The sequence below is a fragment of the Hydrogenophaga flava NBRC 102514 genome (assembly GCF_001571145.1).
Lineage (GTDB): Bacteria > Pseudomonadota > Gammaproteobacteria > Burkholderiales > Burkholderiaceae_C > Hydrogenophaga > Hydrogenophaga flava.
On the sequence record NZ_BCTF01000013.1, the window covers coordinates 97354 to 112208 of the forward strand.

Annotated in this window: 11 protein-coding genes and 1 tRNA gene; 7 read left to right on the plus strand and 5 right to left on the minus strand. The window is 68.8% G+C overall.

What is annotated here, in order from left to right; all coding sequences use genetic code 11:
* Window positions 1-14 precede the first annotated feature (14 nt).
* The 4 genes from bchO to HFL01S_RS25415 form a co-directional block, all read right to left on the minus strand.
* Window positions 15-938: an alpha/beta fold hydrolase BchO gene (gene bchO, locus HFL01S_RS12850; protein WP_066258999.1), complete on the minus strand. Its 924-nt coding sequence runs from the start codon at window positions 936-938 to the stop codon at window positions 15-17.
* Window positions 939-943: 5 nt separating this feature from the next.
* The gene (locus HFL01S_RS12855; protein ID WP_066259000.1) at window positions 944-2761 is read right to left on the minus strand and encodes a magnesium chelatase subunit D; all 1818 of its coding nucleotides are present in this window, start codon (window positions 2759-2761) and stop codon (window positions 944-946) included.
* Complete coding sequence (gene bchI / locus HFL01S_RS12860) at window positions 2758-3783, minus strand: magnesium chelatase ATPase subunit I (RefSeq protein WP_066259005.1); 1026 nt, start codon at window positions 3781-3783, stop codon at window positions 2758-2760. The genes HFL01S_RS12855 and bchI overlap by 4 nt, the downstream gene beginning before the upstream one ends.
* A gap of 87 nt (window positions 3784-3870) precedes the next feature.
* Complete coding sequence (locus HFL01S_RS25415) at window positions 3871-4587, minus strand: Crp/Fnr family transcriptional regulator (RefSeq protein WP_066259007.1); 717 nt, start codon at window positions 4585-4587, stop codon at window positions 3871-3873.
* Window positions 4588-4891: 304 nt separating this feature from the next.
* Between HFL01S_RS25415 and HFL01S_RS12870 the strand changes: the two genes are divergently transcribed.
* Window positions 4892-5683, plus strand: a complete 792-nt coding sequence (locus HFL01S_RS12870; RefSeq protein ID WP_084383272.1) for a sensor histidine kinase — start codon at window positions 4892-4894, stop codon at window positions 5681-5683.
* On the opposite strand, the gene hpnC is transcribed toward HFL01S_RS12870, so the two are convergent.
* Entirely contained in the window at window positions 5658-6563 is a 906-nt protein-coding gene (gene hpnC, locus HFL01S_RS12875; protein ID WP_066259011.1) for a squalene synthase HpnC, read from the minus strand. The two genes, HFL01S_RS12870 and hpnC, sit on opposite strands and share 26 nt — an antisense overlap.
* A gap of 192 nt (window positions 6564-6755) precedes the next feature.
* Between hpnC and HFL01S_RS12880 the strand changes: the two genes are divergently transcribed.
* From HFL01S_RS12880 to clpX, 6 genes are all read left to right on the plus strand, one after another.
* Window positions 6756-7856, plus strand: coding sequence for an efflux RND transporter periplasmic adaptor subunit (locus HFL01S_RS12880; protein ID WP_245644807.1), 1101 nt, complete (start codon window positions 6756-6758; stop codon window positions 7854-7856).
* A gap of 8 nt (window positions 7857-7864) precedes the next feature.
* Window positions 7865-11020 (plus strand): efflux RND transporter permease subunit, encoded by a 3156-nt coding sequence (locus HFL01S_RS12885; RefSeq protein WP_066259013.1) that lies wholly within the window; start codon window positions 7865-7867, stop codon window positions 11018-11020.
* Between the two features lie 77 nt (window positions 11021-11097).
* A tRNA-Leu gene (locus HFL01S_RS12890) sits at window positions 11098-11184 on the plus strand.
* 68 nt (window positions 11185-11252) lie between these two features.
* Window positions 11253-12563, plus strand: a complete 1311-nt coding sequence (tig, locus tag HFL01S_RS12895) for a trigger factor (RefSeq protein ID WP_066259015.1) — start codon at window positions 11253-11255, stop codon at window positions 12561-12563.
* 195 nt (window positions 12564-12758) lie between these two features.
* Window positions 12759-13376: an ATP-dependent Clp endopeptidase proteolytic subunit ClpP gene (gene clpP, locus HFL01S_RS12900; protein WP_066259020.1), complete on the plus strand. Its 618-nt coding sequence runs from the start codon at window positions 12759-12761 to the stop codon at window positions 13374-13376.
* Window positions 13377-13525: 149 nt separating this feature from the next.
* The gene (clpX, locus tag HFL01S_RS12905) at window positions 13526-14791 is read left to right on the plus strand and encodes an ATP-dependent Clp protease ATP-binding subunit ClpX (protein WP_066259022.1); all 1266 of its coding nucleotides are present in this window, start codon (window positions 13526-13528) and stop codon (window positions 14789-14791) included.
* Window positions 14792-14855: the final 64 nt, after the last annotated feature.

Sequence of the window (14855 nt, forward strand, 5' to 3'; positions counted from 1 at the left end):
GGGGCAGGGACGGGTCAGGCGCAGGCCGCCGCTGCGGGCTCGCCCAGGGCCGAGAGGATGTGCGAGGCCACCAGCCCGGGTTGTTCCTCGTGCGCCAGGTGGCCCAGCCCGGGCAGAGCGATCACGCGGGCCTGCGCGGCCGGTGACAGCCGCGCCAGCACCTCGTGCGCCTGCGCCGGCGGCACGGTGCGGTCCTGCGCCGCCGCCAGCAGCAGCAGGGGCACCCGCAGCCGCGGCAGGTCGCGCGCGAAGGTCTGCAGGTCCCAGTTGGCCATCATGCCCAGCGCCCCTGCGGCGTGTTCGGGGCAACCGACCAGCTGGCGGTACAGCGCCGCGGTGTCGGCGTCGAGCACCGAGCCGGTGCCCTGCAGCAGGCGCTGCAGCACCGCGGGTTCGTGGGCGCGCCAGGCGAACAGGCGTGGCACCCAGGGCGCGGCGGCCAGCAGCTTGGCCGCCGGTGCGAAGAGCGGCCCGGCCAGCCCGGCCGGCGGCAGCAGGGCGGCGTTGATACCGACGACCAGACGGGGCTTGATCAGCCCGTCCAGGCACATTCGGATGCCGATGGCCGCGCCGGCCGAGTGGCCGACCACCAGGGCCGGCGTGCAGCCCAGTGCCTTCAACAGGCCGTGCACCGCGCGCGCCATGCCGGGCAGGGAGAGCTGGGGCGCGCCCATGCCGCCGGGTGGGCGGCCGGTGAAGGCGTGGCCGGGCAGGTCCAGAGTCAGCACCCGGCAGCGCCGGGCCAGCAGCGGCGCCAGCGAGCGCCAGGAGTGGGTCGATGCGCCGGTTCCGTGCAGCAGCAGCGCGCAGGGCGCGTCGGCGCCCGGCCCGTCGAACCACTGGGTGTGCCAGTGCAGCCCGCTGGCCAGCACGAAGCGGCTGCGTTCGTGGTGGGGCCAGCCGGGGCCGTCCCGCTGCCAGTCGAGTCGGCGCGGCATGGTGTTCAACGGCCGTGGCCGGCCGCCAGTTGCACCGCGCGCGCCAGCCCCTCGGCCCCGGCGTGGGGCAGCGCCAGGTAGGCGGCGCCCATGGCATCGGACAGGGCTCGGGCCGGGTCGGAAGGTTGTGGCGAGGTGTCGATCAGCAGGGCGCTCAGCCCCTCGGCGCGGAACCGCTGCGCAGCAGTCAGCGCGTCCTGCTGGGCCTGCGTGCGCCCCGGCGAGCCGTCGCGTGCGATGTTGGCGCGGCCGTCCGTCAGCAGCACCACGGTGGCCGAGTCGCCGCCCCGGGTGAGCTGGCCGGCCAGGTCGGCCGCTGCGGCCAGGCCGCTGGCCAGGGGCGTGCCACCGCCGCCGGGCAGGGCGCCCAGGCTGCGCTTGGCGCGGGTGAGCGAGCGCGTGGGCGGCAGCAGCAGTTCGGCACCGGCGCCGCGGAACGCCAGCACGGCCACGCGGTCGCGCCGCACGTAGCACTCGGCCAGCAGCAGTTCGACCGCGCCCTTGGCCTCGGCCAGCCGGTGCAGGGCCGAGGAGCCGGAGGCGTCGACCACGAACACGGTGGTGGTGGGCCGGTGCTGCCGGTAGCGCACCACGTGGAAGTCCTCGCGCCGCACGCGCAGCCGCGCCGGCCCGCCCGCAGCGTCCTGCCGCAGGCGCTGCCAGGGCGCCGCGGCGCGCAGGGTGTCCAGCACGTGCAGGCGGGCGCCCGAGCGTGGTTCGGCGCGGCGGCTGCCGACCGGGCGGCCCCGGTTCGGGTGCTTGCTCGCAGCGCCCGCCCGGCCGGCGGCGCTGGCGCGGGCCTGGCGCGCCTGGCCAGCCTGCAGCGCGGCCAGCAGTCCGTGCGGGATCGAGGCGCGGACGGCCTCGACCAGCCGGTCTTCCAGCGCGGCCTGTTCGGGCGGCCGAGCGGCTTGCGCGGCGTCGCGGTCTGCCGGGTGCTCGTCGGGCTGGGGCGGTGCAGGCGGGGAGGCCGGTGCCTGTTCAGCCGGGCCGGGTTCAGCGGGCGTTGGCGGAGGAACGGCGTCGTCGTCCGCGGCGGGCGGCGGCATCCGGGTCGCGCGCGGCGCCAGCACCAGCGCGGCGGCCAGGGCGGCGTGTGTGTCGTCGACCTCGTTGCGACCGTCCAGCGCCGCCGCCGCCCGCGCCGCCCGGACCGCCATCAGCGGTGCGCGCAGCGAGTGAATGCCCCAGGCCTGCGCCGCCGCGCACAGGCCCTGCAGTAACGGCTCGGGCAGGATCACGTGGGGCAGTCGCATCTGCGCCCGTTCGATGTCGGCGGCTTGCCAGTCGGGCGGGGTCTCGCCCTCGGGCGCCGGTTCCGCGAGCAGGTGCAGGGCCAGCCGGTCCAGCAGCGCAGACGGCAGGCACTCCTCGTCGGACGCGCCTTCGTCCAGCGCCAGCAAGGCGAACCGGGCCGGGCTACGCAGGCTCAGCCCCTCGCGTGCCAGCACCACCTGCCGACGGTCGAGCACCGCCGCCAGGTGGGAGGCCACACCCGGCGACACGCGCTCGGCCATGGGTAGCAGCAGAACACCACCATCGGCCCGGGCCAGCAGACCCTGCTGCGCCACCGGGCGGCCGGTTTCCAGCGTGGTCGTGAGGTCCAGACCGCCGAGCAGGGCGGCATCGCCCGCGTGGGACGGCACACGCAACCAGGGCGAACCGGGCGGCATCAGCCGGCGCAGCAGCGCCAGCCACTGGTCGCGCAGCGGGCTGGCAGTGCCGCGCAGCGCGATGCCGCCCAGACCGGACGGGTCCACCGCCAGCAGCGCCGCGGCCAGCGCCATGCGGGCGCTGATGCGGGCGCTGTCGAAGGGGTTCATGGCCCCAGCAGTTCGGCGACGGCGCGCTCGACCCGCGCGCTCGACCCGCTGTTGTCCAGCGGGTTGCGGCGCAGCCGGTGGCGCAGTGCGGGCGCGGCGACACGCCGCAGGTGGGCATCGCCGACGGCGGCCTCGCCCTCCCAGGCGGCCAGGGCGCGCGCGGCGCGCATCAGGGTCAGGTCGCCGCGCAGGCCGTCGGTGCCCAGGGCCATGCACAGCGTGGCGGCCCGCTCGCGCGCGGCCTCGGGCAGGTCCACCTGCGCCAGCCGTGTGCGCGCCGCGAGCAGACGGCGCCGGATGCGCTCGTCCTCCTTCTTCCAGCGCGCCACGAAAGCCTCGCCGTCGCGCTCGAACGCATCGCGCCGGCGCACCACCTCGACCCGCTCGGCCAGCTGGTCGGGCGTCTTCACCTCGACCGAGAGGCCGAAGCGGTCCAGCAGCTGGGGCCGCAGCTCGCCCTCTTCGGGGTTGCCGCTGCCCACCAGCACGAAGCGCGCGGGGTGGCGCACGCTCAGGCCCTCGCGCTCGACCACGTTTTCGCCCGAGGCCGCGACATCGATCAGCAGGTCCACCAGGTGGTCTTCCAGCAGGTTGACCTCGTCGATGTAGAGGAAGCCGCGGTTGGCCTGGGCCAGCAGGCCGGGTTCAAAAGCCTTGACGCCCTGCGACAGCGCGCGTTCCAGGTCCAGCGCGCCCACCACGCGGTCTTCCGTGGCGCCCAGCGGCAGGTCGACCACCGGCACCGGGATGCTGTGGGACTTGGGGGCTTTGCCCTCGCGCAGCCGGGCGCAGTCGGGGCAGCGGACGGCCGGGTCCAGCGGGTCGCAGCCGTAGCGGCAGCCCACCACGGCCTTGATGGCGGGCAGCAGAGCGGCCAGGGCGCGCACGGCGGTCGACTTGCCCGTGCCCCGGTCGCCGAGCACCAGCACACCCCCGATGCTGGGGTCGATGGCGGCGATCAGGATCGCCGTCTTCATCTCTTCCTGACCCACGATCGCGGAGAAGGGGAATGCATGTGCCATGCAATTCAGTATGGCACAGGCGGTCTTCTTTTAGGGGTTTGTACAGATAAAAGTGTCAATATAAATTGACAATCTGGGTGCACCCTTTCAGGAAGGGGCCGTCCCGTCTTCGGTGAACACGCGTTCGTGGCCGGGCGCCAGCGTCACGTGCCAGCGGTCGTTGCGCTGCAGGTGCCCCTGGTCTTCCAGCTGGCGCAGCGTGCGCGCCACCGACTCGCGCGTGGTCCGCAGCAGCTCGGACAGCGCGATGTGGCTGGGGATGCGGACCATGCGGGTGCCCTGTTCGTGCGCCAGCAGCATCAAGGTGGCCACCAGCTGGCGGTGCAGGCCGCGCAGTCGCATCGTCTGTCCCCAGTCGGCCAGGCGGGCGATGGTGTTGCCGATCTGCCGGTGCAGGCTGTTCTGGAGCGCCGTGTCCTTGACCAGGGCACTGAGCATGGCCGCGACCGGCACGTCGCAGATGCGGCCCGGTGAGAGCGCCTTGGCCCCGACCTGTGTGGTCTGGCCCAGCAGGACCATCAGGCCCATGAGGTGCCCGCGCCCGACCAGCGCCACCGGGCGCAGCACGCGGTCGGGCCCCGAGCGGGTGAGCATCACGGTGCCCAGCTTGATGGTGCGCACCATGTCCACCTCGGTGCCTTCGGCCTGCAAGATCTCGCCTTTGCGAAACCGCTGCTCCACGATCAGTGGGGCCAGGCGGTCCTGCTGGATGCGCGGCATCAGGCCGACCAGGCAACTGGTGCGTGCGGCACAGCCCAGGCAGCGCAGGGCGGGATCGGCGGGAGGTGCTTCAGAAGGCGACATGGATCGGGCGGTTCGCCGCAGCGGGCGGGTACGTGGTGCAGACAGACCGTTCCAGATCCATCGGCGCATCCCCCCCCGCGCTTGAGGTCTGTCGCACTTCGCGCCCGGGAGAACCCTGGGTTTGCCACACAGGCCCGGATGGCGGCATCTCAAACTGCGCGTGCCGTCACATTCGTAATAAATAAATGCACCAGAGTGGGGTACTGGCCGCAAGGGAGCAAAGGTTTGCACACCCACAGGGGTTAGTGTCGGGCGCTTGCCACATGCAGGTCTTTCGCCTTCTTCCAGACGCCGCCTTCCTGCCATGACTTCGTCCCGAGATTCCCACCACCCGCTCGCGCTGCGTTCGGACCCGGCGTCGCCGTCGGGCACAGGCACTTTGGGCGACCCGGCCATCGCTACCCGGCTGGCTTCTGCCGAGCAGACCCTGCGGGACATCTCGCATGCGCTCGCGCACGACCTGCGGACCTCGCTGCGGCACGTGGCGAGCTACGCCCAGCTGCTGGGCGACCCAACCTACGCCGGGCAGCCCGGTCAGGTGACGCGGCTGTCGCACAAGGTGATGGATTCCACGCGGCGGTTGCAGCACCTGATGGAGTCGGTGTCTGCGCTGGCGCGGCTGCAGGCGGCGGACCTTCATCCGGTCCGTGTGGATGTGGACCACATGGTGCAGGTGGTCCTGCGGGACCTTCAGCTGGGCCAGCGCAGCCATCCCGTGTCCTGCGTGCTCGCGCCGGGTCTGCCGCCCGCATTCGCCGACGCGGCGCTGCTGCGCCGGGTCTGGGAAGAGCTGCTGGACAACGCCCTTCGCCACTCCCTCAGCCACGAGCGGCCCTGTGTCGAGGTCACTTACGAGGCGGTGCCCGGTGGCCACGCCTATTTCGTGCACGACAACGGTCTGGGCTTCGAGCCCGAGAAGGCGGCCGAGCTGTTCGGCCTGTTCCAGCGCGCGCAGGGCGCACCGGCCCCGGGCCTGGGGGTCGGGCTGGCCATGGTGCGGCGCATTGTCGAATGCCACGGTGGCCGGGTCTGGGCCACGGCCCGCCCCGGCGAAGGCGCCCGTTTCGGTTTCAGCCTGCCGGCCGACGCGTGCTGAGGTTGGTTCCAGCCAGCGCCCGCCAGAGCATCAGCGGCAGGTCGGCCTTGCCGACGGTCGGTCGCTGCAGCCAGCTGCGGTGATCGATGGCGGCAATCTTGTCCAGGATGCGCAGGCCGCCCTGGACCACCAGGCGCAGTTCCCAGCCCGCCCGCCCGGGAATGCGGCGCGCCAGCGGCGCCCCTTCGAGCATCAGCGCCCGGGCCTCTTCGCAAAGCCCGCGCACCACCTGCCGGCAGCGCTCCTGCACCTCGGGCGGCGCTCCGCCCGAGAAGTCCTCCAGCCGCAGCCCCTGGCCCTGCAGCGCATCGGCGGGCAGGTAGTGCCGTCCGCGGGCGTGGTCCACCGAGATGTCCTGCCAGAAGTTGATCAGCTGCAGCGCGCTGCAAACCGCGTCGCTCTGGTCCAGAGACTCGGGGTCGTGGATGCCGTACAGGTGCAGCAGCAGCCGGCCCACAGGGTTGGCCGAAAGTCGGCAGTAGGCCAGCAGCTCGGCGGTGTCGGCGTACACATGGCCGCTGGCGGTGTGGCGGATGTCCTGTTCGAACGCGCTCAGCAGGTCGTGCAGCAGATCGCCTGGCAACCGGTGGCGCTCGGCCGCCCGGGCCAGCGGGCCGAACACCTGGGGCCATTGCCCCGCATCCGCCGGCTGGGCAGGCGAAGCCAGACAGCGCGCCAGCGCGGTGCGGTAGGCCGATAGCTGGTCCAGTCGCTCGGGCGCGGTGGCCTGGCCCTCGTCGGCAATGTCGTCCGCGGTGCGCGCAAAGTGGTAGATCGCCACCACCGCCGGACGGATCACTGCCGGGCAGAGCCAGGACGCCACCGGAAAATTTTCATAGTGACCGACCTCGGTGGTCATTGGGCTGGCGGACGGTGGCATGGGCGGCGGGCGCTGCAGGGGTTGACGGGGACGGGGCGGAGACAGGGTGTTGTGGCGGGCACAGTCGCCGGATTGTGCGTCCACACCAGAACGCCGATCGCGCTAGAATTGATTACTAACCGGTCAGTCATTAACATGACTGCCGATCCACTGCTTCTCCCAACGCTCTCCGCTTTTGCCATGAAGACACTGTTGCATGTCCCTGTCCTGGTGGTTGCCCTGTTGCTGGGCGCCTGTTCCCGTCCCGAAGTGCCCCAGGAACCGGTGCGGGCGGTGAAGCTGATGACGGTGTCCCGCGCGGCGGTGCAGTCCCAGAGCGGCTACGCGGGCGAGATCCGGGCGCGCACCGAGTCGCGCCTGGGCTTTCGCGTCGGCGGCAAGCTGGTGCAGCGGCCGGTGGAGGTGGGCCAGCGCGTGGTGGCCGGACAGTTGCTGGCCCAGCTCGACGCCCAGGACCTGGCGCTTGCGGCGCAGGCCGCACAGGCCCAGATCGTTGCCGCGCAGACACAGCGCGACCTGGCCGCCGCCGACCTCAAGCGCTTTTCCGATCTGAAGGCGCAGGGCTTTGTCAGCGGTGCCGAGATCGAGCGCCGCCAGGCCACCCTCGACGCGGCAGAGGCGGCGCTGCGCCAGGCCCGTGCCCAGGGCGCGGTGCAGGGCAACCAGGCCGGCTACGCCCGGCTGGTGGCCGACGGCCCCGGTGTGGTGCTGTCGGTGGAGGCCGAGGTGGGGCAGGTGGTGGCCGCCGGAGCGCCCGTGGTCCGGCTGGCGCGCGATGGCGCGCGCGACGCCGTGATCGCGGTGCCTGAAGACCGTGTGGCCCTGCTGAAGGTCGGCCATACGGCTCAGGTGCGGCCGTGGACCTCCGGCCCTGCCTCGTCGGAACCGCTGGCCGCCCAGGTGCGCGAGATCGCGGCCAGCGCCGATCCACTCACCCGGACCTTCCAGGTCAAGCTCGGCCTGCCCGCCGATGCCCGCGTGGCGCTGGGTGCCACCGTGTCGGTGGTGTTCGCCGACGAAACCTCGGCCGCGCCCACCGCACCGGCCCCGGTGCGCTTGCCCACCAGTGCCCTGATCCAGGCCAGCGGAGGGGGCAAGGACTCGGCGGTCTGGGTGTTCGACCCCGCCAGCAGCCGGGTGAACATGCGCACCGTGGTGGTCTCGGGTGCCGACGGCAACGAGATGCTGGTGGTGTCGGGCCTCAAGGACGGCGAAGAAATCGTCGCAGCCGGCGTGCATGTGCTCTCGCCCGGCCAGCAGGTCACCCGCTTCGCCGCGGCCCAGAAGCCCTGAGGTGGACGATGAGCCAGAGCCATCCCAACCCCTCCGACGCGCAGGATTCCTGGATCTCGCGCATGAACCTGTCCCAGTGGGCGCTGGACCACCAGGCCTTCACCCGCTACCTGATGATCGTGCTGATGCTGCTGGGCATCGCGGCCTACTTCCAGCTCGGGCAGGACGAAGACCCGCCGTTCACCTTCCGTGCCATGGTGGTGCGCGCCTACTGGCCGGGCGCCACCGCGCAGGAAGTGTCCGAACAGGTCGCCGACCGCATCGAGAAGACGCTGCAGGAGGTGCCTTACGCCGACAAGATCCGCAGCTACTCCAAGCCGGGCGAGACCCTGATCCTGTTCCAGGTGCGTGACAACTCGCCGGCTTCGGAGATCCCGCAGACCTGGTACACGGTGCGCAAGAAGGTGGGCGACATCCGGGCAACCCTGCCGCAGGGTGTGATCGGGCCGTTCTTCAACGACGAGTTCGGCGACGTGTTCGGGGTCATCTACGCGCTGCAGGGCCAGGGTTTTTCTCCGGCCGAAACCAAGCGTGTGGCCGACGAGGTGCGTCAGAAGCTGCTGCGCGTGAAGGACGTGAACAAGGTCGAGCTGTTCGGCGTGCAGGAGGAGAAACTCTTCATCGAGATCTCGCACCAGCGACTGGCCACCCTGGGTCTGGACATGCAGCAGGTGCTGGCGGCACTGGGCCAGCAGAACGCGGTGGAGTCGGCCGGTAACGTGCAGGCGCCGCACGATGTTCTGCAGGTGCGCGTGGCAGGGGCCTTCGGCTCGGTCGAGCAGTTGCGGGCCATGCCCATCCGCGCCGCCAACGGCACGCAGCTGCGACTGGGCGACATCGCGCAGATCCGCCAGGGCTACATCGACCCGCCGCAGGTGCTGGTGCGCCACAACGGTCTGGACAGTATCGCACTGGGTATTTCCATGACCAAGGGCGGTGACATCATCGCGCTGGGCCAGGCGCTGGAGACCGCGCTGGCCGACATCCGCGGGCATCTGCCGGCGGGCATGGAACTGGTGCAGGTGCAGGACCAGCCCAGTGCCGTCAGTCGTTCGGTCAACGAGTTCGTCAAGGTGCTGATCGAGGCGGTGCTGATTGTGCTGGCGGTCAGCTTCGTGAGCCTGGGCCTGCACCGCCGCGAGGGCGGCACCGGCCTGCGCCGCTATGTGCTGGACATGCGACCCGGTCTGGTGGTGCTGATCACCATTCCGCTGGTGCTGGCGATCACCTTCCTGGCCATGCGCTACTGGAACATCGGCCTGCACAAGATCTCGCTGGGCTCGCTGATCATCGCGCTGGGTCTGCTGGTGGACGACGCAATCATCGCGGTCGAGATGATGGTGCGCAAGCTGGAGGAGGGCCATTCCATGATGAAGGCGGCCACCTTCACCTGGGACGCGACCGCGATGCCCATGCTCACCGGCACGCTGATCACGGCCGCCGGCTTCCTGCCGATCGGGCTGGCCAATTCGGCGGTGGGTGAATACACCTTCGCGATCTTCGCCGTGACTGTCGCGGCGCTGGTGATCTCCTGGGTGGTGGCCGTGATGTTCGTGCCTTACCTGGGGGTGCGGCTGCTCAAGGTCAAGGCCCACACCGGGCCGGCGCACGAGGTGTTCGACGGTCCCTTCTATGTGAAATTCAGGGCCCTGGTGAACTGGTGTGTCGAGCACCGCTGGATCACGATTGGCTTGACCATTGCCACCTTTGTGTTGGGCATGGCCGGCATGGGCCAGGTGCAGCAGCAGTTCTTCCCCGACTCGGCCAGGCCCGAGGTGCTGGTCGACATCTGGCTGCCCGAGGGCGCCAGCATTGCGGCCACGGACGAGGTGGCGCGGCGCGTCGAGACCCGGCTGGCCCGTGAGCCTGGCGTGCTTAGCGTCAGCACCTGGGTGGGTTCGGGTGTGCCGCGCTTCTACCTGCCGCTGGACCAGATCTTCCCGCAGACCAACGTCTCCCAGATGATCCTCCTGCCCGAGGACCTGGCGGCCCGCGAGCGCATCCGCAAGGCGCTGCCCGAGCTGCTGGCCACCGAGTTTCCCGAGGTGCGCGGGCGGGTGAAACTGCTGCCCAACGGGCCTCCGGTGCCTTACCCGGTGCAGTTTCGCGTGGTGGGCACAGATCCGGCGGTTTTGCGCGGGCTGGCCGACGAGGTCAAGGGCCTGATGCGGGCCAGTCCCAGCATGCGTGGCGTCAACGACAACTGGAACGAATCGGTCAAGGCCCTGCGACTGGAGGTCGACCAGACCAAGGCGAGGGCGCTGGGCGTGTCCAGCCAGTCCATCGCCAACGCGACCCGCACCATCCTCAGCGGCAGCACCGTGGGCCAGTACCGCGACGGTGACAAGCTGATCGACATCGTGCTTCGCCAGCCGCTGTCCGAGCGCGACGCGATCACCAGCCTGGACAACGCCTACATCCCGACCGCCAGCGGCAAGAGCATCCCGCTGTCGCAGATCGCGAAGCCGGTGTTCGGCTGGGAGCCGGGCGTGATGTGGCGCGAAAACCGCGACTACGCAATCACGGTGCAGGGCGATGTGGTCGAGGGTCTGCAGGGTGCCACCGTGACCGCCGAGCTGCTGCCAGCGCTGCGCCAAGCCGAGGCCGGCTGGCTGGCGAAGGGCCTGACCGGTTACCACGTGCAGGTGGCGGGCGCGGTGGAGGAGAGCAGCAAGGGCTCATCGTCGATTGCCGCTGGCATGCCCATCATGCTGTTCATCACCTTCACCCTGTTGATGCTGCAGCTGCAAAGCTTCAGCCGCTCGCTGCTGGTGTTCTTGACCGGGCCGCTGGGCATGGCCGGCGTGGCCGGTGCGCTGCTGCTGCTGGGGCGTCCGTTCGGCTTCGTGGCACTGCTGGGCGTGATCGCGCTCATGGGCATGATCCAGCGCAACTCGGTGATCCTGATCGACCAGATCGAGCAGGACCGTGCCCGCGGCGTGCCGGCCTGGGACGCCGTCGTCGAGGCCGCGGTGCGCCGCATGCGGCCAATTGTGCTGACCGCCGCGGCGGCCGTGCTGGCCATGATCCCGCTCTCGCGCAGTGTGTTCTGGGGGCCGATGGCGGTGGCCATCATGGGCGGACTGATCGTCGCGACCGTGCTCACGCTGCTGGCATTGCCGGCGATGTACGCTGCCTGGTTCCGGGTCCGGAAGGACGCCTGAGCACGGATACAATAGAAGGTTGCCGTCGGCGGCGCCCGTGCATCCAGGTGGTCGCCTGTGGGCGCCGCATGTCAGGCGCGCGGGTGGCGAAATTGGTAGACGCACCAGGTTTAGGTCCTGACGCCAGCAATGGTGTGGGGGTTCGAGTCCCCCCCCGCGCACCACAGAACCGACAGACAGATCCTCACCGGCCGGCCTCGCTGGTCGACCGCTTTCCTGATTGGAGATAACCATGACCGTGACCGTTGAAACCCTGGAGAAGCTGGAGCGCAAGATCACCCTGACGCTGCCGGCCGACGTGATCCAGAACGAAGTGGCCAAGCGCCTCAAGCGCCTGGCCCGCGATGTGAAGATGGACGGTTTCCGTCCGGGCAAGGTGCCCATGAACGTCGTGGCCCAGCGCTACGGCTACTCGGTGCACTACGAGGTCATGAACGACAAGGTCGGTGAGGCCTTCGCCAACGCCGCTGGCGAAGCCAAGCTGCGCGTGGCCGGCCAGCCCCAGATCACCGAGAAAGAAGGCGCTCCCGAAGGCCAGCTGACTTTCGATGCGGTGTTCGAGGTCTATCCCGAGGTGAAGATCGGCGATCTGTCGACCGCCGAGATCGAAAAGATCAGCACGGAAGTGAGCGACGCGGCGATCGACCGCACGCTGGACATCCTGCGCAAGCAGCGCCGCACCTTCGCCCAGCGCGCTGCCGACCAGGCCGCCGCCGATGGTGATCGCGTGACCATCGACTTCGCCGGCAAGATCGACGGCGAGGCTTTCGAAGGCGGCAAGGCCGAAGGGTTCCAGTTCATCGTCGGCGACGGCCAGATGCTCAAGGAGTTCGAAGACGCCGTGCGCGGCATGAAGGCCGGCGAGTCCAAGACCTTCCCGCTGCCGTTCCCGGCCGACTACCACGGCAAGGACGTGGCTGGAAAAACCGCGGACTTCCTGGTGACGGTCAACAAGATCGAAGCCGCCCACCTGCCCGAGGTGGACGAGGCCCTGGCCAAGTCGCTGGGCATTGCCGATGGCACGGTCGAAGCCCTGCGCGCCGACATCAAGAAGAACCTCGAGCGCGAAGTCAAGTTCCGCGTCCAGGCCCGCAACAAGCAGGCTGTGATGGACGCCCTGGTGGCCAAGGCCGAGCTGGATCTGCCGAAGTCGGTGGTGCAGTCCGAAGTCGACCGGCTGTTGGAAGGCGCCCGTGCCGACCTCAAGCAGCGCGGCATCAAGGATGCCGACAAGGCCCCGATTCCTGCCGAGCTGTTCCAGGAGCAGGCCGAGCGCCGCGTGCGCCTGGGTCTGGTAGTGGCCGAGCTGGTGCGTGCGCACGAGCTGCACGCCAAGCCTGAGCAGATCAAGGCCCACATCGAAGAGCTGGCTTCTTCGTACGAAAAGCCGGCCGATGTGGTGCGCTGGTACACCAGCGACAACCGCCGCATGGCCGAGGTGGAAGCCGTGGTGATCGAGAACAACGTCACCGAGTTCGTGCTGTCCCGGGCCAAGGTCACCGACAAGGCAGTCGGTTTTGACGAGTTGATGGGCCAGGCCTGAGGGTCTGCGCGGCGCTTGTCGCCGTGACAGGGCATAAGAAGGGCGGAGCGATCCGCCCTTCTTGTTTTGGGCCTACCTTGTGTTTTGCCACGGGCACGCCATATGCAAGCCCTGGGCAAAACCGACGCCATGATCGCGGCTTTGTCGGGTTGGTTACAGTAGTGACATTCAAGCATTCACACATTGGAGAAACGCATGAGCGCAATGGACATTCAGGGTCTGGGCATGGTGCCCATGGTGATCGAGCAGTCGGGGCGTGGCGAGCGCGCCTACGACATCTATTCGCGCCTGCTCAAGGGGCGCGTGATCTTCCTGGTGGGCCCGGTCAATGACCAGTCGGCCAATCTGGTGGTGGCGCAGTTGCTGTTCCTGGAAAGCGAAAATCCGGACAAGGACATTTCCTTCTACATCAACTCCCCGGGCGGCTCGGTCAGCGCCGGCATGGCGATCTTCGACACCATGAACTTCATCAAGCCCGATGTGTCGACGCTGTGCACCGGCATGGCAGCCAGTATGGGCGCGTTTTTGCTGGCCGCCGGCGCCAAGGGCAAGCGATTTGCATTGCCCAACTCCAAGATCATGATCCACCAGCCGCTGGGCGGCACCCAGGGCCAGGCCACCGAGATCGAGATCCATGCCCGCGAGATCCTCAAGACCCGCGAGCAGTTGAACAAGATCCTGGCCGAGCGCACCGGCCAGCCGCTGGAAAAAATCGAGCGAGACACCGAGCGTGACTATTACCTGTCGGCAGCCGAGTCGGCCGAGTACGGACTGATCGACAAGGTGATCGACAAGCGTCCCGTGGCGGGCTGATCGGTTTCGCAGCCAAGACCATCATGGAAAAGAGGCCTTCTGACGGCGGATTTCGCCCTGAATGGGGTCCTTTTCCTTGGTTTCGGGCCCGGCGGGCTTGATCTATCATTGTTTCCAACTTTCCCACTAGGTAGTCCCACCTCCAGACCATGGCCGACAAAAAAGCCGCTTCCGGCGAAAAGGCACTCTATTGCTCGTTCTGCGGCAAAAGCCAGCATGAGGTGAAGAAGCTCATTGCGGGACCGTCGGTGTTCATTTGCGATGAATGCATCGACCTTTGCAACGACATCATTCGTGATGAACTGCCCGGACTGGAATCGGTCAAGACCGCGCCCGACGACCTGCCCACGCCAGCAGACCTCAAAAACAATCTCGACAGCTACGTGATCGGTCAGGAAGCTGCCAAGCGTGCTCTTGCGGTGGCGGTCTACAACCACTACAAGCGCCTGCGGCACAAGCAGTCCGCTCGCAAGGACGACGTCGAGCTGGCCAAGAGCAACATCCTGCTGATCGGGCCCACCGGCTCTGGCAAGACACTGCTGGCCCAGACCATGGCGCGCATGCTCAATGTGCCGTTCGTCATGGCCGATGCCACCACATTGACCGAGGCCGGCTATGTCGGCGAGGACGTCGAGAACATCGTGGCCAAGCTGCTGCAGAGCTGCAACTACGACGTTGAGCGCGCGCAGCAAGGCATCGTCTACATCGACGAGATCGACAAGATCACGCGCAAGTCGGGCAACCCATCGATCACCCGCGACGTGTCGGGTGAGGGGGTTCAGCAGGCACTGCTCAAGCTGGTCGAGGGCACCATGGCCAGCGTGCCGCCACAGGGCGGCCGCAAGCACCCCAATCAGGATTTCCTGCAAGTCGACACCACCAGCATCCTGTTCATCTGTGGCGGCGCGTTCGCAGGTCTCGAGAAGATCATCGAGAACCGCACCGAGGCGTCTGGCATGGGCTTTGGCGCGGTCGTCAGGAGCAAGCAGCAGCGCAGCCTGACAGAAGCCTTCAAGGACATCGAGCCGGAAGACCTGATCAAGTTCGGGTTGATCCCGGAGCTGGTTGGGCGACTGCCTGTGATTGCGAGTCTGGCCGAGCTCAGCGAGGACGCGCTGGTCGAAATCCTCACCGAACCCAAGAACGCGGTGGTCAAGCAGTTTTCCCGGCTGCTGGCGATGGAAGGAGCCGATCTCGAAGTGCGACCCGCGGCGCTCAAAGCCATCGCCCGCAAGGCGCTGGCGCGAAAAACCGGTGCCCGGGGCCTGCGTTCCATACTGGAAAACGCCCTGATCGACACCATGTTCGAGTTGCCGGGGATGAGCAACGTGGAGAAGGTGGTGGTCGACGAGTCCACCATCGAAGAAAACAAGCCCCCCCTGCTGGTGTACCGCGAGGCGGCCAAGCAGGCCTGATTGCGTGCGTCGAGAGGGCGAGAGCAAGCGGTATGCGACACCCGCTTTCGCCCGTCAAACATCT